The 17953-nt window shown below is 72.8% G+C and carries 16 protein-coding genes and 1 pseudogene; 3 read left to right on the plus strand and 14 right to left on the minus strand.

Translation table 11 applies throughout. The features are described from left to right. Window positions 1-49: 49 nt before the first annotated feature. Window positions 50-1279: a serine hydrolase domain-containing protein gene (locus OHT77_RS08425; RefSeq protein WP_328827445.1), complete on the plus strand. Its 1230-nt coding sequence runs from the start codon at window positions 50-52 to the stop codon at window positions 1277-1279. Window positions 1280-1359: 80 nt separating this feature from the next. On the opposite strand, the gene OHT77_RS08430 is transcribed toward OHT77_RS08425, so the two are convergent. Genes OHT77_RS08430 through ribA form a run of 5 tightly spaced genes read right to left on the minus strand, consistent with a single transcriptional unit; the run spans window position 1360 to window position 6374 of the window. Beyond that, window positions 1360-2508: a saccharopine dehydrogenase family protein gene (locus tag OHT77_RS08430; protein ID WP_328827446.1), complete on the minus strand. Its 1149-nt coding sequence runs from the start codon at window positions 2506-2508 to the stop codon at window positions 1360-1362. Continuing rightward, window positions 2501-3568, minus strand: a complete 1068-nt coding sequence (locus OHT77_RS08435) for a saccharopine dehydrogenase (RefSeq protein ID WP_328827447.1) — start codon at window positions 3566-3568, stop codon at window positions 2501-2503. Before OHT77_RS08435 ends, OHT77_RS08430 begins: the two co-directional genes overlap by 8 nt. Next, window positions 3565-4710, minus strand: a complete 1146-nt coding sequence (locus OHT77_RS08440; RefSeq protein WP_328827449.1) for an NAD(P)/FAD-dependent oxidoreductase — start codon at window positions 4708-4710, stop codon at window positions 3565-3567. The genes OHT77_RS08435 and OHT77_RS08440 overlap by 4 nt, the downstream gene beginning before the upstream one ends. Further along, window positions 4707-5678: an ornithine cyclodeaminase family protein gene (locus OHT77_RS08445; protein WP_328827451.1), complete on the minus strand. Its 972-nt coding sequence runs from the start codon at window positions 5676-5678 to the stop codon at window positions 4707-4709. Before OHT77_RS08445 ends, OHT77_RS08440 begins: the two co-directional genes overlap by 4 nt. Before the next feature lie 33 nt (window positions 5679-5711). Further along, window positions 5712-6374, minus strand: coding sequence for a GTP cyclohydrolase II (gene ribA, locus OHT77_RS08450; RefSeq protein WP_266774191.1), 663 nt, complete (start codon window positions 6372-6374; stop codon window positions 5712-5714). A 38-nt stretch (window positions 6375-6412) separates the two neighbouring features. Between ribA and OHT77_RS08455 the strand changes: the two genes are divergently transcribed. Next, entirely contained in the window at window positions 6413-7168 is a 756-nt protein-coding gene (locus OHT77_RS08455; RefSeq protein WP_328827452.1) for a creatininase family protein, read from the plus strand. Between the two features lie 140 nt (window positions 7169-7308). On the opposite strand, the pseudogene OHT77_RS08460 reads toward OHT77_RS08455, so the two are convergent. The 5 genes and pseudogenes from OHT77_RS08460 to OHT77_RS08480 all read right to left on the minus strand — a co-directional run. Continuing rightward, a pseudogene (locus OHT77_RS08460) lies at window positions 7309-8397 on the minus strand (lysylphosphatidylglycerol synthase transmembrane domain-containing protein); the annotation flags it as partial. Then, a complete protein-coding gene (locus tag OHT77_RS08465) occupies window positions 8394-9350 on the minus strand; it encodes a trans-aconitate methyltransferase (RefSeq protein ID WP_401324677.1) in 957 nt (318 codons plus the stop codon). The gene OHT77_RS08465 and the pseudogene OHT77_RS08460, both read right to left, overlap by 4 nt. A 140-nt stretch (window positions 9351-9490) precedes the next feature. After that, window positions 9491-10669 carry a glycosyltransferase family 4 protein gene (locus OHT77_RS08470; RefSeq protein ID WP_443047955.1) on the minus strand — a complete coding sequence of 393 codons (1179 nt, stop codon included), beginning with the start codon at window positions 10667-10669 and terminating at the stop codon, window positions 9491-9493. A gap of 5 nt (window positions 10670-10674) precedes the next feature. Further along, entirely contained in the window at window positions 10675-11073 is a 399-nt protein-coding gene (locus OHT77_RS08475; RefSeq protein WP_033285811.1) for a 6-pyruvoyl trahydropterin synthase family protein, read from the minus strand. 151 nt (window positions 11074-11224) lie between these two features. Then, window positions 11225-12205: a zinc-dependent alcohol dehydrogenase gene (locus OHT77_RS08480; protein ID WP_328827456.1), complete on the minus strand. Its 981-nt coding sequence runs from the start codon at window positions 12203-12205 to the stop codon at window positions 11225-11227. A 105-nt stretch (window positions 12206-12310) separates the two neighbouring features. Between OHT77_RS08480 and OHT77_RS08485 the strand changes: the two genes are divergently transcribed. Next, window positions 12311-13081 (plus strand): CDP-alcohol phosphatidyltransferase family protein, encoded by a 771-nt coding sequence (locus tag OHT77_RS08485; RefSeq protein WP_328827457.1) that lies wholly within the window; start codon window positions 12311-12313, stop codon window positions 13079-13081. A gap of 107 nt (window positions 13082-13188) precedes the next feature. Here the strand turns inward: OHT77_RS08485 and OHT77_RS08490 are convergent, their stop codons facing one another. The 4 genes from OHT77_RS08490 to OHT77_RS08505 form a co-directional block, all read right to left on the minus strand. Further along, entirely contained in the window at window positions 13189-13941 is a 753-nt protein-coding gene (locus OHT77_RS08490; protein WP_328827458.1) for a YcnI family copper-binding membrane protein, read from the minus strand. Between the two features lie 39 nt (window positions 13942-13980). Beyond that, entirely contained in the window at window positions 13981-14589 is a 609-nt protein-coding gene (locus OHT77_RS08495) for a hypothetical protein (protein WP_328827459.1), read from the minus strand. A 107-nt stretch (window positions 14590-14696) separates the two neighbouring features. Further along, window positions 14697-15986 carry an MDR family MFS transporter gene (locus tag OHT77_RS08500; protein WP_328827461.1) on the minus strand — a complete coding sequence of 430 codons (1290 nt, stop codon included), beginning with the start codon at window positions 15984-15986 and terminating at the stop codon, window positions 14697-14699. Next, the gene (locus OHT77_RS08505) at window positions 15983-17953 is read right to left on the minus strand and encodes an ABC transporter permease subunit (RefSeq protein ID WP_328827462.1); all 1971 of its coding nucleotides are present in this window, start codon (window positions 17951-17953) and stop codon (window positions 15983-15985) included. Before OHT77_RS08505 ends, OHT77_RS08500 begins: the two co-directional genes overlap by 4 nt.

Consider the following 17953-nt stretch of genomic DNA (forward strand, 5'->3'; position numbering starts at 1 on the left):
GGCCGGGTATGCGGGACCCCACCTCGTGAACGCAATTCGGAGGAGAGCCATGGCACAGCTGCGACAAGAGGTCGACCCGGACGAGGTCGGACTGGATCACAAGGCGCTGGACCGCCTGGACCAGCACTTCGCCCACTACGTCGACGTGGAGCGCCTGCCGGGCTTCCTGGTGTCCGTGGCCCGCGGCGGTCGCGTCGCCCACCTCACCGCGCACGGGCACCGCGATGTCGCGGCCCGACTCCCGGTCACGTCGGACACGTTGTACCGGATCTACTCGATGACCAAGCCGGTCACGGCGGTCGCCGCGCTGATCCTGATGGAGGAGGGCAAGCTCTCCCTGGACGACCCGGTCGGCGACCACCTGCCGGCCTTCGCGGACATGCGGGTCTACGACAGCGGCTCCGGCGCCGATGTGAAGACGCGGCCGGTGGAGCAGCCGATGCTGATCCGCCACCTGATGACCCACACCTCGGGCATGACGTTCGCGTTCTACCACTCGCACCCGGTCGACGCCCTGTACCGGGACGCGCACCTGGAGTCGTCCGTGCCGCCCGGCGCGAACCTCGCCGAGGCCATCGACATCTACGCGAGCCTGCCGCTGCAGTTCGAGCCGGGCACGCAGTGGAACTACTCCGTCGCCTCGAACGTGCTCGGCCGCGTCATCGAAGTGGTCTCGGGGCAGCGGCTCGACGAGTTCTTCGCCGAGCGGATCTTCCGCCCGCTCGGGATGCCGGACGCCGGTTTCCAGGTCCCGGACGACAAGGCCGACCGGCTCTCGGAGTTGTACGGCGACGCCGACGGCGGCGGGATCGAGCCGATCGCCGGGCTGCCGCTGCGGGGCGGCCGGCCGCGGTTCCTGTCGGGGAGCGGCGGAATGGCGGCGAGCCCGTACGACGTGCACCGGTTCGCGGAGTTCCTGCGCCGCCGGGGCGAACTCGACGGCACGCGGCTCCTCGCACCCGAGACGGTCGACCTCATGGCCAGCAACCAGCTTCCCGGCGGCGCCGACATGCGCGCCTTCGGCAGCCCCGCGCACCAGGAACCCGGCAACGACGGGATGGGCTTCGGCCTCAGCGTCTCCGTGGTCATCGATCCCGAGCGCACCCAATCCCCCATGGGACTGGGCGCGTTCGGGTGGAGCGGGGCGGCGACGACGACGTTCTGGGTGGACCCGGGCCGCGACCTCACCGTGCAGTTCATGACCCAGCTGCGGCCGAAGCACTCACTGAAGATCATCCCCGAGCTGAAGCAGCTGGTGCACGAGGCGATCACGGGCTGAGGCGAGCGGTGCGACGGGGTGGGCACGGGCCGAGGGCGCCGAGTCCGTCACCGGCCGGGGCCCGGCCCCGGCACCGCTACCTACTGATCGACCCTCAGCGTGAACTCCAGTCCCTCCCCCGCCAGTTCGCTCAGCCACTCCCGTGACCGTTCCGCCGTCTCCGCCGCCCGGTTCAGCCCGGACGGCAGGTCGTCGGACAGGATGTGGCGGACGGCGAGGGAGAGGGGACGGGAGACACAGCGGGCCATCGCGCTCTCCTCCTCGTCACCGACCAGGTCGAGGAGGTAACTGCCGGACCAGGTCTCGCCCTTGGCGCCCGCGACATCGAGGGACACCGCGAGGACGACCCGGTCGTGGTCGGCGTCCGTGGTGGGGTAGGTGGCCGCCAACTCCCGTGCCAGCGCGGCGATCCGGGCGTCGTCGCCTGCCTTCAGCTCCTCGAACACCGCGTCCCAGGCCCGCAGCCAGCCTTCGAGCCGCAGCGTGCCGCGCACGAAGGTCCGGGGCCGCCAGCCCGTCGGCAGGCCGTACTGCTCGATGAACGGCACGCTGTCCCGGTTCGGATAGACCTCGAAGGTCTCCCCGTCGACGACATGCGGCCGGGTGACCTCCCACGGGCGTTCGGCCGTGGTCTCCTCGCCGTCCTCCAGGTACCGCGCCGGTGAGCGCAGCGCGCCCAGCACCCCGGCCGGGGCCCAACTGAACCGGTACCGGAAGTCGTTGGGCACCGCGGGCACCCCGCCGCAGTACGAGGTGAGGCTGTACGAGGCCTCGTCGCCGATCGCCTCGCGGGCGCGGGCGACGAGGCTGTGGGCGAAGAGGTGGTCGATGCCGGGGTCGAGACCGGCCTCGGTGAGGACGACGATCCCGGCCTTCTCCGCCGCCGGTACCTGTTCCAGGACGGCCTCCGACACATAGCTGGAGCAGGCGAAGTGCGCCCGCCGCCGCACGCAGACGGCCAGCAGCGCCGCGTGCTCGGGCGCGGGCAGCATGGAGACGACGACGTCGCCGGGCGCCAACTCGGCCGTGAGCGCGGCGAGTCCGAACGCCCGGGGCTCGGCACGTCCCGTCAGGCCCAGGTGATCGAGGGCCTGTGCCGCGCGCTCCTCGGTGCGGTGCCACAGCCGTACCCGCTCGGCCGTGTCGCACAGCAGGGCGAGACCGCTGCCCGTGGACAGCCCGGCGCCGATCCAGTGGACGGTACCGCTCGCGCGCACCACGTCAGACATGGCCCAACTCCCCTTCCGCCACGGCGATTCCGAGTTCACGGGACTTCGTACGGAACAGGTCCAGGTCGCGTCGCCACGCCTCGGCTCTCCCGAAGTCGAGGAGGTGGGGCAGCAGCGCGGCCGAGAAGTCGGTGCTGGACTCCTTCGGGAGGAGGGACGGCAGGTTGTCGATGGCGATGAGGTCGAGCGGCGGACGCGCGTGCAACTGCCGTACCGGGGCGTCCCATTCGGTCGTGCGGTCGTAGACCGGCAGGACGTTGAGGGGGGAGCCGACGTCGCAGGTGACGTCGGAGACCGTGCGGAGGCGGCGAGCCGGGTCGTCGAGGTCCGGCTCCCGGAGGAAGGGCGGGACCGGGGTCGTGGCCAGGACGCAGTTGACCAGGACGTCGTGGGCCAACAGGGCCGGGCGGTCGAGGTTCTGGGTCTCGGCGAGGTCCCAGCAGGTCGGGTCGATCCCGGCCGTGGAGAACGCGACGCGTGCTCCGCGTCCGCTGCGGCCCAGAGCGCCGATCACCAGGGCGCTGAACTCCTGGTCGCCGTCGGCGGGTTGGAGCGTGCTGTCCAGCTCTTCCTTCGACGTGGGTGTCAACGGCGCGACCAGGCGGCCCCGGTGCTGGAGGACGGCGAGCGCCGCGCCCAGGTAGCCCGCCCAGAAGCCGAACGCGGCGAGGCGGCGGCCCTTGTCGTCCACCAGGTATTCGAGGTCGAGCAGTGCTCCCCCTCCGGCCGCGAACCGGCCCAGCAGGTCGCCCGCACCGGGCTGGCCCTTGTAGGCGTGCCCGAAGAAGATGTGCCGGTGGGTCAACTCGGCCGGATCGTCCGGGAGTTCCTTCAGGCCGAGGATCACCGTGCCCTCCGGCGCCGACACCCACGAGCCCGCGGGGGCCACACGGGCGCCGATCGCCTCGTAGTCCTCGATCGGGAAGATCCGCTGCGGGGACTCCTCGACCGTGAGGGTCACCCCGTGCTCGACGAGGCGGCGGGCGTCGGAGGGGACGACCGGGGTGCGGCGTTCGGTCGTGCGGGCCTCGTGGCGGAGCCACAGCTGGAGCTCGGTCATACCAGGTTGACCTCCGGACGCGGGGCGTCGGCCGCGAACCGGCCGGCGCTCAGGGGGCTGACGTCCACGAAGGGTACGTGGCCGAGGTACAGGTCGCGGACGACCTCGCCGACGGCCGGTCCCTGGAGGAAACCGTGGCCGGAGAAGCCGGTGGCGTAGAGGAAGCGCGAGACCGAAGTCGCCTCGCCGATCAGGGCGTTGTGGTCCGGCGTGTTCTCGTACAGGCCCGCCCAGCCGCCGGTGCGGCGCAGCGCCAGGAGGTCGGGGGCGCGGTGGCGCATGGCCTCGGCGAGGCGGGGGATCCAGCGGTCGTGGGTGTCGGTGGCGTAGCCGGGCCGCTCGTCGGGGTCGGACATGCCGACGAGGAGGCCGGGGCCCTCGGTGTGGAAGTAGAGGCTGGTGCTGAAGTCGATCGTCATGGGGAGCGTCGGCGGGAGACCTGACACCGGCTCCGTGACCGCGATCTGGCGGCGCAGCGGCTGCACGGGGAGGTCCACGCCCGCCATCGCGCCGATCGCCCTGGACCAGGCGCCGGCCGCGCAGATCACCGTGCGGGTGTCGATGCGGCCGAGGGTCGTGACCACCGCCGTGATGGTGTCGCCGTGGGTCTCGATGCCGGTGACGTCGGTGTGGCGCAGGATCGTCGCGCCGTGGTTGCGGGCGGCGGAGGCGTAGCCGTGGACGACGGCCTCGGGGGTGCAGTGGCCGTCGTCGGGCGAGTAGGCGGCGGCGAGGAGGCCGTCGGTGCTGATCAGCGGGGAGAGGCGGCGGGCCTCGGCGGGGTCGATCATGCGGCTGGGCACGTCGAGGGAGTTCTGCAGCCGGACGCCCGCCTCGAAGGACGCGACGTCCTCGGGGGTGGAGAGGAGGAAGAGGTAGCCGACGCGGTGTAACCCGATGTCGTACCCGGTGTCCTCCTCGAAGCGGGCGAAGGCCTCCAGACTGCGGGCGCCGAGCTGCACGTTGAGGACGTCGGAGAACTGGGCCCGGACTCCCCCTGCCGCCTTGGATGTGGATCCGGCGGCGAGTTCGTCCCGTTCGACGAGGACGACGTCCCGGACGCCGGCGCGGGCCAGGTGGTAGGCGATGCTGGTGCCGATGACCCCGCCGCCTATGACGACGACCTCTGCCTGACGGTTCACGGGCGCTCCTTCTTGGCCGCGTCGATGACGGCCCAGGCCGCGGCCGCGTCCTGGATGCCGAGGCCGACGCTGTTGTAGTAGACGATGTCGTCGGATCGGGTACGGGCGGCGCGGCGGCCGGTGAGGACGGCGCCGAGCGGGATCAGGTCGTCGGGGGTCAACAGGCCCTCGCGCAGGGCGCCGACGATCGGTCCCGCGTGCTCGGCGGCCGTCTCCGGGTCGTCGGCCACGACGGCCGCGGAACGCCGTAGGACGTCCGGGCCGACCTCGCTGCGGGTGGGTTCGAAGGAGCCGACGCTGACGACAGTGCAGCCGGGGGCGAGCCATTCGCCGTGCACCACGGGGGTGGTGCTGAGCGTGCAGGCCGCCACGACGGAGGCGCCGGTGACGGCTTCCCTCGCGGTGGCCGACGGCTCGACGGGGAACGGCAGTTCGGCGGCCAGGGTCTCGGCGGCCCGGGTGCGGCGCCCGGGGTCCGGGCTCCACAGGTGTACGGAGGTCAGGTCCCGGACCCGGGCGATCGCGCGGACATGGGCGAGGGCCTGGGTGCCGGAGCCGAGGACGGCGAGGCGGGTGGCGTCCGGGGCGGCCAGGACGTCGACGGCGACGGCACTGCCAGCGGCCGTGCGCAGGGTCGTCACCGCCGTGCCGTCCATGACCGCGACCAGCTGCCCGGTGACCGGGTCCAGGGCGCTGATCACCGCGTGGATCGTGGGCAGTCCGGCCCGCGCGTTGGCCGGGTTGACGCTGCCGAACTTCGCCACCGCCCCGGTGTCCGCCGACAGCCGGGAGACGTAGGCGAAGACGACGCTGTCGTCGAAGCGGCTCGGGTGCATGATCTTGCCGGGCAGGTCGGCGGTGCCGTCACCGAGCGCGGTGAAGGCCGCGCGCTGCGAGGCGATGGCCGCGTCGGCGTCGAGCAGGTCCGTGACCCGGTCGCCGGAGAGGAAGAGGACGTCGTCGGTCATTCCCTCTTCCTATCCGGACTCCGCTCACCGGAATCAGGACCAGTGCGCCACCGCGTCCAAATGGGGCAGGCGGTGGTCGAGGCGCTCCCGCTTGGTGCGGAGATAGGTGATGTTGTTCTCGCACGGCGGGATCAACAGCGGTACCTCTTCGACGACTTGGATGCCGTGGTCGATCAACGCCTCGCGTTTGCGCGGGTTGTTGGACATAAGGCGGACGCTCGCGACGCCCAGGTCGTGCAAGATCTCGGCGGCCACGCCGTAGTCGCGGGCGTCGACCGGCAGGCCGAGGGCGAGGTTCGCCTCGACGGTGTCGAGGCCCTCCGCCTGGAGGGCCATCGCGCGCAACTTGGCGAGCAGGCCTATCCCTCGGCCCTCGTGGCCTCTCAAGTAGACGACGATGCCCCGCCCTTCGGCGACCACAGCCCGCATCGCGGCGTCCAGCTGGTCGCCGCACTCGCAGTGCTGGGAGCCGAAGGCATCGCCCGTCAGGCACTCGGAGTGCAGCCGGGTGAGCACCTCGTCCGTGCCGATCTCGCCGTAGACCAGGGCCACTTGCTCGTCACCGCGGTCGTGGTCCAGGTAACCGATCGCCTGGAATTTGCCGTACACGGTGGGCAAGGGAGCATTCACGACGCGTTCCACGCCGGTGGGCTGTGGAGACTTCTTCTTGCCGAGTACGCCAATGTTTTCTGTCATGATCTGGTTCCTAAGCAGAGACGAAAGGCCGTGAAACAATGAATGGTTCGGGCTCACGGACGGCGGCATACGGACTGGTGCCGGCGGACACCACGGAGGACGTGAGGGTCAGGGGGGCGGATGTCTCAACACAGGTAGCTGTCCTTCCGGTCGGCAGTTTCGAGCAGCACGGCCCGTATCTCCCGCTGGCGACCGACACGTTGGTCGCCTGTGCCGTGGCCCGGGAGATCGCCGCGGCATACCCGGTGCATCTCCTCCCTCCGGTGACGATGGCCTGCTCGCACGAGCACGCGGCCTGGCCGGGGACCGTCAGCATCTCTTCCGTGACCCTTCATGCGGTGGTGCGGGACATCGCGGACTCGCTCCGCCGGTCGGGGGTCGAGACCCTGGTGGTGGTCAACGGTCACGGCGGTAACTACGTCCTGGGCAACGTCGTTCAGGAGTCCTCCGCGCGCGGTGAGCGGATGGCGCTGTTCCCGGCCGCCGAGGACTGGGAGACGGCGCTGGAGCGGGCCGGGGTGCTGACCTCGCTGCTCACCGATATGCACGCGGGGGAAATCGAGACCTCCATTCTTCTGCACGCTCATCCCGAATTGATCCGTCCCGGATATGAGACCTCCGATTTCGTCGCCGACGACCGTCGCCATCTCCTGACGCTCGGTATGTCCGGCTATACCGAGTCGGGCGTCATCGGGCGCCCGTCCCTCGGCTCGGCGGAAAAGGGGAAGGCGCTGCTGGCGAGCCTCGCCGATTCCTTCGGCGCGTATTTCTCGGTGCTGACCGCGGAGGACTGAGCGGGCGCCGGGTCCGGTACACCGGTGCCGGATCCGCCGGTGCGCAGTTGCGCGCCCCAGCGGACGATCAGCACGGCCAGGCCGGGCAGCGCGGCGACGAAGCTGAGGACGCCGTAGATCACCGAGACGGACAGGCCGCTGCTCGCGCCGAGGCCCGCGGCGCCGAACGCCCAGGCGGTGACGCCCTCGCGGGGTCCCCAGCCGCCGACGTTCAGCGGCAGGCCCATGGCGACCAGCGCGAGGACCGCGATCGGCAGCAGCTGGGCCACGGTGGCGGCGGACCCGGCGGCGCGGGCGGCGACCACGAACATCGCGAGGTGGCCGGCGAGGATGATCAGCGAAGAGACCGTGACGCCGGGCCAGTTGGCGCGGGAGAACAGTCCGGCGCGGGCCTCGTCGAGGGTGGTGCGCAGGGCGCGGCCCCTGCGGGTGGCCGCGGCCGGGCGGTTCATGCGTACGGCGGCCACGACGGCCAGTGCTCCGAGGGCGGCGAGCAGAACGAGCGGGGCGATGCCGCGGACCTCGGACATCACCGGGGAGTCGAGACCGAGCAGGATCGCCACCCCGACGACGGCCAGCGCGATCTGGCCCGCGACGCGCTCCAGGACGACGGCGCGGACGGCGCGGCCCATGTCACCGGCGCTCTGTCCGTGGCGTACCGCGCGGTGCACGTCGCCGAGGATGCCGCCGGGCAGGGCCGCGTTGAGGAACAGGGCGCGGTAGTAGTCGGCGACGGCCGGGCCGAGCGGCAGCTTGATGCGCAGGCCGCGCGCGACCAGGGCCCAGCGCCAGGCGCTGAACACCGTGGTGACCACGCCGATCGCGAGCCCGATCAGCAGGGTCGGCGCGTCGATGCGGCGCAGGCCGTCCAGGAAGACGCCGGTGCCGAGGCGCCAGAGGAGGACGCCGAGGATGGTGATGCCGGCGACGGTGCCGAAGTGGGTGCGCACGGCGCGGGAGTTCACCCGGTTCAGGATCGCGCGCAGCACACGGCGGGCGCCGGAGGCGCGGTCGGTGCCGGGGCGCGGGGCGGCGACGATCACCCCGATACGGTCGCCGGAGACGGCCGAGCTGTGCAGCGCCGGGGCGTGCCCGGGTCGTAGCCGCACCTCCTCCACGGCGGTCTCGGTGCGCGGTTCGAGCGCGACCGGCGCGGACCGTTCCACGCGCACCCTGCGGGTCCGGGTGCCGGGCCTCGGTGCGACCGTCCTCATCGTCTCCACGCTCATCGTGTGCCCCCCGTCGGCCGGGCCAGTGCCAGCAGATCGCTGTGGTGGACGAGCACGCTCAACTCCCCTGCCGCGCACGCCTCCAGGCGGTCCCGGAGATAGCGGTCGGCGCGGTCCTTCAGCTCGGGGCGCTCCTCGACGGCGGCGCCGACCCAGCCGCGCAGCCACTCGGCGGTCAGCGGGGCCTCGTCGGGGCCGAGCCGCCAGGCGCTGGGGTGGACGCGGACCGTGGCGCCGTGCGCGGCGAAGGCCTCGCAGGTGACGGTGACCGCGTCCGGGCCGAGGAGGCCGTCGCGCCGCTGGTGGGCGTTGAACGCGTCGGCGATCTCCTCGTCCATCGGGTCGGCCGGGGTGATCTCGACCCGGCCCGCCACCGACAGCGTGAGCAGCGCCGGGCACCCGGCGCCGACGCACGCGGTGACGAGGGCGTCGACCTCCTCGCGGGTGAGGACGTCCAGGAGCGCGGAGGCCGTCACCAGCGAGGCGCCGACCAGCGCGTCCGGGGTCAGCCGGGCCACGTCGCCGCGCCGGGTCTCGACCGTGACGCGGCTGCCGTCGGCGGCGGCGCGCGGCGAGGCCACGGCGGCGAAGTGGAGGAGGTAGGGGTCGCGGTCGTGCAGGATCCAGTGCTGGGGGCCGTCCAGGCGGGGCGCGAGCCAGCGTCCCATCGAACCGGTGCCGCAGCCCAGGTCGTGGATGACGACCCCAGAGCGGCCCGGCAGGTTGGCGAGCCGGATGCGCAGCGGGTCGAGCAGGTCTCCCGCCCGCGCGACGGCGTCGGCGCCCTCCCGCAGCTCCAGCCACTCGGGCGCGTAGCGCGGCGGGTCGTCGGGTCCGACGTCCCGCAGCCGTACGGTCGCCCGCTCGCCGGGCGCGTTCGCGGGTCCGGCGCCGGGGATCACGGAACCCGGCTCCGCCTGCTCGCCGGCGTCCGCTCGGACCGTTCCACCCATGATGTCCTCCGGCCCCGGCTGTCCAGCCGTCAGGTCCTTCGCGTCGGCCTGCGCCGGGGCGACCAGCATGCCCAGCGGTACGCCCCTGGGCCCCGGCTGCGCCGGGATCCGTGCAGCTTGTGCCGTGGTGGCCGTCTTCCTCATGCCGCCCTCCGGGGTTCGCTGGGGAGGCGGGTGAGGACACCGGCCAGGCTGCGGGCCGTGGTGGCCCACCCGTCGAGGGCCGCGCGCCGGCCCCGGGCCGCCGCCTTGAGACGCCGCCGTACGTCGGCCTCGCCGAACCAGCCGCGCAGTTCGGCGGCGAGCGCCGCGGGGTCCTCCGGCGGGACGAGGATGCCGGGCACGCCTCCGTCGGGGGCGCGGCCGACCGCCTCGGGCAGCCCGCCGACGTCCGTGGCCAGCACCGGGATGCCCCGGGCGAGGGCCTCGGTGACGGCCATGCCGTACGTCTCGGCGTACGACATGAGGACCATGAGGTCGGCGGAGGCGTAGGTGGCGTCGAGTGCGGCGCCGGCCCGCGGGCCGGCGAGGTGCAGCCGGTCCTGGAGGCCGTGGCGCTCGATGAGGCCGCGCAGGTGGTCGATGTACTCCGGATCGTTGCCGAAGCCGCCGACGCAGACGCAGGTCCACGGCAGGTCGGCCGCGGCGGCGAGGGCCTCGATCAGCCGGTGCTGGCCCTTGCGCGGGGTCAGCGTGGCCACGCACAGGAGGCGGGAGACTCCGTCGGTGCCGGAGGCGAGGGGCGCGATGTCGGCGCCCGGGGTGGCGACATGGACCCGGTCGGGGGCGAGGCCGTGGTGCGAGACGAGGCGGCGGACCGCCCATTCGCTGGTGCCGATGACCGCGGACACCGCGCGGAGGACCGCGCGCTCCTTGGCGTCCAACTCGGCGGCGACGGCGGCATCGAGGCCGGTCTCGTCGCCGAGCGGGAGGTGGACGAGGACGGCCAGGCTCAGGCGGTCGGCCTCCGGGACGATGATCTCGGGGACCCCGCAGGCCACGATCCCGTCCATGAGGACGGCGGCGCCGTCCGGCAACTCGCGCAGTACCCGGGCGAGTTCGGCGCGGGCGTCCGCGCCGGGCCGGGGCCACTCGCCGTCCACGGCGTGCTTGTGGACCTGCCAGCCGAAGCCGGGCAGGTCCAGGCTGACGCGGCGGTCGTAGGCGTTGCCGCCGCTCGGCGTGGCCGGGTCGTCGACACCGCCCGGCATCACGAAGTGCACGGTGCGCAGGGACATGGGGATGATCTCGGCATTCCGGGAGGCCGCGCGCTGCGCGGGCAGGAATCCCAGCGAGGGGGTGGCACGGTCGATGGTCATGTCGCTCACAGGGCACGCTCGTAACTCGCCCAGGCGACATGCGACTCGTGCAGGGTGACCTGGAGGCCGGTCAGACCCCGGGCGCCCTCGCCGAGCGCGCCCTTCTGGATCCGCTCGGCGAGCCGGTCGGCGATGACCTTCGCGAGGAACTCCGTCGAGGTGTTGACGCCGGCGAAGTCTGGCTCGTTGTCGAGGTTTCTGTAGTTCAGCTCGCTGACGACGGCACCGAGCTCCTGGGTGGCCAGTCCGATGTCGACGACGATGTTGTCGTCGTCCAGCTGCTCGCGCCGGAAGGTGGCGTCCACCAGGAACGTGGCTCCGTGCAACCGCTGCGCGGGACCGAACACTTCGCCGTGGAAGCTGTGGGCGATCATGATGTGATCGCGGACGGTGATGCTGAACAACGGACGACCCTCCAGGTGCGGCGCGTCTGGTCCTCCGGCTGATCCCTGCCGGGGGATGCCGTGTAGTACGGCTCCACGCCTCCCCCTGTTCAGCCCTCTCTCACTCTTTTCTCAGGTCAGACGCGCTTGCTCGTACGGAATTGAACGGTTCTCAGCCGATGTCGGCGTAACGGACCCGGTGGCACAGCGCCGGGATCTCCCCCGAGGCCAGCTTCGGCAGCAGCTCGGGCAGTTCTTCGAAGTCGCTCTCGCCGGTGACGAGCGCGTCCAGCGCGGGGTCGGCGAGGAGGTCCAGGGCGAGCGCGAGCCGGTCGGCGTAGCTGCGACTGGCACGCGCCGGGGACACGGTCCCGACCTGGCTGCTGCGGATCACCAGGCGCCGCGAGTGGAACGCCTCGCCGAGCGGGAGGCTGACCTTCCGGTCGCCGTACCAGCTGAGTTCGAGGACGGTGCCCTCGGCGGTGAGGAGTTCCAGCGCGCGGGCGAGGCCCTGCTCGGTGGCGCTGGCGTGCACGACGAGGTCGCAGTCCCCGAGCGCGTCCGCCGGCAGCGCGAAGCCGACACCGAGCGCCTCGGCGGTCTTCGCGCGCGCCGGGTCGGCGTCCACCAACTGGACGCGTACGCCCGGGAAGCGGGCCAGCAGCGCGGCCACCGAGCAGCCGACCATCCCGCCGCCGACCACCGCGATCCGGTCACCGACCAGCGGCGCCGCGTCCCACAGCGCGTTCACGGCGGTCTCCACGGTCCCGGCGAGCACGGCCCGCCCGGCGGGCACCGACTCCGGCACCGGTGTCACCGCGCTCGCGGGGACGACGTAGCGCGTCTGATGCGGATAGAGGCAGAAGACGGTGCGGCCGGCCAACGCGTCCGGTCCCTCCTCCACCACCCCCACATTGAGGTAGCCGTACTTCACCGGGCCCGGGAAGTCGCCCTCCTGGAAGGGCGCCCGCATGGTCGTGCGCTGGTTCTCGGGGACGCCCCCGCGGAAGACCAGGGTCTCGGTGCCGCGGCTCACGCCCGACCACAGGGAACGGACCACCACCTCGCCCTCGACGGGGTCGGGCAGGACGACGTCGCGTATCTCGCCGTGACCGGGTGGACCGGTCCAAAACGCCCTCGCGGTGCGCTTCATCGGGATCCTCCTGAACGATCGGGAAGCTGTTCACGTACGGGTAACCACAGGCCGCGCACAGTACGCGGCGTTGATCGACTCTGTCATACGGCCGGAGGGTGTGCGGTGGCCCTGAACAACACATACGAAGCAAGGCTGGTCCAGCAGGAGACCGCTGTGGGAGCGGGCGTTCAGATCCTGTTGCTGGCGTTGCTCGGCACGGCGATCGGGATGGGCCCGGCGGGCTGGCTGACCGGCCTGGCGTTCGCGATCGCCACCTGGGCCGTGCTCTCCAAGGCCCTGCACCGGACCCGGACGCGTTCCTTCGGCCCGGCCAACCGGGTCACCCTGGGCCGGGCGATCCTGGTCGGCGGGGTGACCGCGCTGGTCGCGGACTCCTTCGAGAGCTCGCCGCCGGTCACCCTGTTCGTCGGTCTGACGGCGGTGGCCCTGATCCTGGACGGCGTCGACGGCAAGGTCGCCCGGCGCACGGGTACCTCCACCGCACTGGGCGCGCGCTTCGACATGGAGGTCGACGCGTTCCTCATCCTGGTGCTCAGCGTCTACGTCTCCACCCAGCTCGGCCCGTGGGTCCTGCTGATCGGCGCGATGCGCTACGCGTTCGTCGCCGCGGCCCGCGTCTGGCTGTGGCTCAACGCCCCGCTGCCGCCGAGCACGGCCCGCAAGACGGTCGCCGCCACGCAGGGCATCCTGCTTCTCCTCGCGGGCGCGAACCTGCTGCCGTACGCGGCCAACATCGCCGTGGTGGCCCTCGCGCTCGGCACGCTCGTCTGGTCCTTCGGCCGCGACATCCTGTGGCTCCGGCGCACCTCGCGCACCTCCCTCGTCGAGGAGCTTCCGGCGGAGGAGAAGCTGCTGGAACTCGTCTCGCAGTAGGGACGGTCGCGCCGAAGGGCCCGGATCACTGCTGATCCGGGCCTTTTGGCGTCCTACGTGAGTGCTACGGCCTCTTCTACGGCCTCTGTGGCTCTACGGCCTCTGTTCTACGACCGCGGGGTCCGGCTGCGTACGATCGCGAACGCGCCGGCCGCGAGGCCGAGGACGCCGACGATCAGCCCGGCGATGCCGAGCCCGCGGGCGGTCGAGTCGCTGTCCGACGCGCTGCTCGACGAGGAGGCGTCGGAGCCGGACTTCGCGGAGCCGGCCGCCGCCGAGGCCGAGGCGGCCGGGGTCGCGTCGCCGTCCTCGCTCTCCTTCGCGGTGAGCTTGAGGACGGGCGCCGGGTTCTCCGGCTCGTCGTCGCCCGCCGCGGCCTCCTCGATCCAGCGCACGACATTGCCGTCCGAGTACGTCTGGAGCGTCTTGAACGCCAACTGGTCGGTGTCGTCGGGCAGTTGACCGAACGCGACGTTGAAGTCCTCGTACTGCCCGGCCCCGATCTTCCCGCCGGTCCAGGTGATCTGCGAGACCGCGTCGGTGATGGTGCCGTCGTCGGTCTTGACCGGCGTCTTCAGCTTGCTGGTGGTGACCTTCGCGGTCCAGCCGTTCTGCGGGGTGACCAGAACGCCGAGGACGGGGTGGTCGGTGGGCAGATAGACCTGGACCTTGGTGGTGCTGGCCTTGTCCTCCTCGTTGGGGACACGGAAGGTGAGGACGCCGTCCGTGGCTCCCTTGGCGTAACTCTCGGGGTGCACGGTGACGTGCGCGGAGGCGACCCCGGCGGCGGCCAGGACTCCGGCGGTGGCGAGCGCGGCGACGGTGCCTGCGCGGCGCAGGGTGGTGCGGTGAGCGGACATGGTGAGGCGATCTCCGTACGGGAAAAGGGAGTTGGGTGATCAGACCGGGTACGGGATCGCGATCGGTGGTCCTCTACGGCTGACCGCGTGCCGGAGGAGAAGCTGCCGCAGGGGGGCCGCGCCGGCGGCGGTGCGTCCGGGGCGGCCGGCGGTGCGGGCGGGCTGGAGGGCGGGGACGTCGCGCCACCAGGCGACGAGGCCCGGTACGAACGCGACGGCCCAGCGCAGCAGCGACCACAGGGCGGCCTCCCCGCGCCGCAGCCACCAGGCCGCGACGAGCGCGGCGACGAGGTGAGCGGCCACGGCGTGCGGGGTCATCGCCTGCGACTGCCGCATGGGCGCCATGGCGTGCCCCGACATGTGCGCCATCCCGGCCATCGCCATACCGCCGTTGCGCGGCCGGGCGACGTCGAACCCGAGGTGGAGTCCGGCCTGGGTGGCGAGCATCGCGGCCCCGATCCCGGGCAGGGACCGTTCCCGCGCGCCGAGCAGCCACGCCATCACGAACACGACGAGGAACCCGGCACCGTCCGCCCACCACGGCGGCGTCGCCCCGGTCGCGAGCCCGTGCCCGGCGGCAGCCAGCAGCACACACACCGCGGCGAACACCGCGGCGCGCAGACTCCGAACCGCCGGGGAAGCGCTCATGGTGACGGATCCTCCCACGCGCCGCTGCCGCCGTTGTCGCCGATGGCGGTTTCGGGGGCAGCTCATATCTGGTTCATGGGTTGGTACGGGGGTGGGGGGCGGGGTGTTCAGAGGGTGCCTTGTTCAGGGGGTGGGTGTTCAGGGGTTGGGTGTTCAGGAAGTGAGAGGGGTGGGGAGGATGCCGGGTTCTGTGGCGAGCGCGGCAGCAGCCCGACCGCCGCCATCGGTACGGCGGCCAGCACCAGCCAAGGAACGGCCGCGGGCAGCCCCGTGTCGAGGAGGGTGCCGGTGGCCGCGCTGCCGACGAGGACGATCAGCCCGGAGACGGAGGACAGGGCGCCGGTGTAGAGGCCGAGGCGGCCGGGTTCGGCGAGGTCGGGGACCCAGGCGCGGGCGACGGGGGCGACGAGCATCTGGCCGAGGGTGAGCAGGACGACAAAGCCGGTGGCGGGCAACACCCCTGCGGTACCGGTGAGTTCGGCGGGCCGGGCGACCGCCACGAGCGCGAACCCCGCCGCGATCAGCGACAGCCCGGCCGTCATGGCCCGGCGCGGGTCGAGCCGCTCCCCCGCCCACCGGGTGACGGGCAGCTGCGCGGTCACCACGAGCACCGAGGACAGCGCGAACAGCCAGGCCAGCGGCGTCTGCGAGCCCGCCGCGCGCTCCACCTCCTCGGGGAGCGCCAGGTAGAGCTGGTTGTAGGCGAGGAGATAGGCGCCATAGGCACAACAGAGCGCCAGGAAGGGCCGGTTGCGCACCAAGGCCCGTGCGCCACCCCTCTCCTTGATACGCGTCCGCCCGGGAATGTGCTGCGGCAGCAGCCACGCATGCCCGGCGAGCACGAGCACGAAGACCCCGGCCCCGGCCAGACACGCCACCCGGAAGTCCACCGCGAGCAGCAGCGCCCCGAGCAACGGCACCGCGAACGCGCCGACTTGACCGGAGACGGTGAACAGCGCGAGCACCCGGGTGCGTGAACCCCCGCCCGCCGCCTCCCACTCGACGGCCTGCCGCGCCACCTCCGACTCCACCGCCGGCGAGAACAGGGCGGCGGCGAACCCGATGAGGAGTACGGCCCCGACGACGGACCAGGTGTTCGCCGCGTAGCCGAGCCAGCCGAACCCGGCGATCCGCAGGGCGCACCCCGCGAGCACCACGGGCCGTACGCCGTACCGGTCGGCGAGGGCCCCGCCCACCACGAACAGCCCCTGCTGGCTGAAGGTCCTGAGCCCGAGCACGAGCCCAACCAGCCAACCCGCCATGCCGATCACATCCGCCAGGTGCTCGGCGAGGAACGGCAGGACGGCGAAGAACCCGATGTTGAAGGCGAGTTGGGTGAGGATCAGCAGCCGAAGCAAGGGCGAGAGCGAGGTCCGCGCAAGGGCCACGGAGGTCACCGGGCGGCCAACTCCCTTGACGGCGAGTCCTCTTGTCCCGCGCCTCTCGCCGCCGTGACCGCCAGCGCGCCGAGGAGGGCGAGGACCGCGGCGGGGGCGAGGACGGCCCAGGGTGCGCGTTCGGCGTAGGGCTGGTTCTCGGCGAGGAGCAGACCCCATTCCGGGGAGGGCGGTTGCGCGCCGAGGCCGAGGAAGCCGAGCGAGGCGAGTGCGAGGGCGACTCCGGGCAGGCGGAGCAGCGCGTGCCGGGTGACGGGCGGCAGCACGGCGGGCAGGAGTGCGTTGCGCAGGATGTACCAACGGCCCGCGCCCAGACCCCGGGTGGCGGTCACATGCAGGGTGGAACGTTCCTGACGCAGCAGCGCGGAGGTGTGTGCCGCGAGGGGCGTCCAGGCGAGCGCGGCGACGGCGAGGGCGGGTGTCGCCGCTCCGCTGCCCGCGACGGCGGTGACCAACAGCGCGGCCAGGACCGGCGGTACGGCGTTCACTGTGTCGACGAGCGGCCCGGAGACCCGGGGCAACAAGCCGAGCAGTACGCCGACTCCGAGCGCGACGGCGCTGATCGCGAGGGCGAGCAGCAGGGTGTCGACGGCACCGTGGGCGACCCTCGCGAGCAGATCCCGGCCGAGCGCGTCGGTGCCGAACGGGTGGGCCCGGGTGGGGTGTTGGAGCCGCAGTCCGATGTCGAGGGCGAGCGGATCGCGGGGCAGGCCGAGCGCGACGACACCGAGGAGGAGGACGCCGTACACAACGGGCAGTGTGCGTCGGCCAGTTGAGGTGAAGGGGCCGTGCAGGGAGGGGAGCGCGTCGGCGCCGAGTGCGGGGCCGATGAGGAGCCGTGCCGCGAGCCGGGTGAGTCCGGCGGCGACTGCGGCGAGGAGAAGGAGAGCGAGGGTGCCGGCCTGCAGAACGGGCAGGTCCTGGGCCAGGGCTGCCTGGAGGGTCGTCCGCCCGAGCCCCGGTATGTCGAAGATCTGCTCGACGGCGACGGCCCCGCCGGTCAACCCCACCACGAACAAGCCCATGTTGGGCAGCAGCCCGGGCAGACACCGCCGTACGGCCTGCCGGGCGATCCGCCGCCCGGAGAGCCCCCGCGCGGCCGCGGCCCGCACCCACGGCTCCCCGAACGCCCCCGGCAACAGATCATCCAGCAACCGCCCGAGCACGGCCCCGGCAGGCAACCCGAGCGCAAGCGCCGGCAACACCACCCACCGCGGCCCGTACCACCCGAGCGCAGGCAACCACCCGAGCTGCACCCCGACGACGGTGGCGAGCACGGAGGCGATGAGGAACTCGGGAAGCGCGGCGAGCACGGCAGAGCGGGTGCCTCCGGCGTGATCGACGGGGCGAGGTGATCGGCGGCGGGTGGGGAGTTCCGGCCGCGCGGGGAGGACGGCGGAGCCAGTGCCTCCGGCGCGCTCGACCGGGCGGCGGGCGAAGCGCCACGGCCGCACGGCGGGCTCGGCGGACCGGCTTCCGCTGGGCAACTCCGCCGGCCGACCGCGATGCCGCCGCGCGATGAACTCCCTCTGCACGCCCAGGAGTCCGGCCCCACCCCCACCCGACCCTTCGATCGCGCGCCCACCCCGCCGCAGCGTCCGGGCACACACCGACCCGGCGGTGACGACGGCCACGAGCGCCGCCGCGCTCATCAACAGCAGGGACGCGCCCAGCGCTTGGAGCAGGCCGGGCATGACCTCGGCGCCGGAGATCCAGGAGCGTCCGGCGTCGCCGCGGGGCAGACCGGCGAGCCACTGGCCGAGGAGGTGCAACGGGCCGTCGTCAAGGCCGAGTTGGGCCCGGACGGCGGCGAGCACCTCGGGGTCGGGGTCGCGTTCCGCCGACCGTGCCTTCAGGACGGTGAGTGCGGGGTCGGTGCGGGAGAGCCAGGGCAGCAGCCCCACGGCACACACCAGGGCGGCCGCGAGGAAGGCGCGCCACAGGAGCGTGGCCGTGCGGTGCGGCAT

Origin of the sequence: Streptomyces sp. NBC_00252, assembly GCF_036187565.1 — a bacterium.
GTDB lineage: Bacteria > Actinomycetota > Actinomycetes > Streptomycetales > Streptomycetaceae > Streptomyces.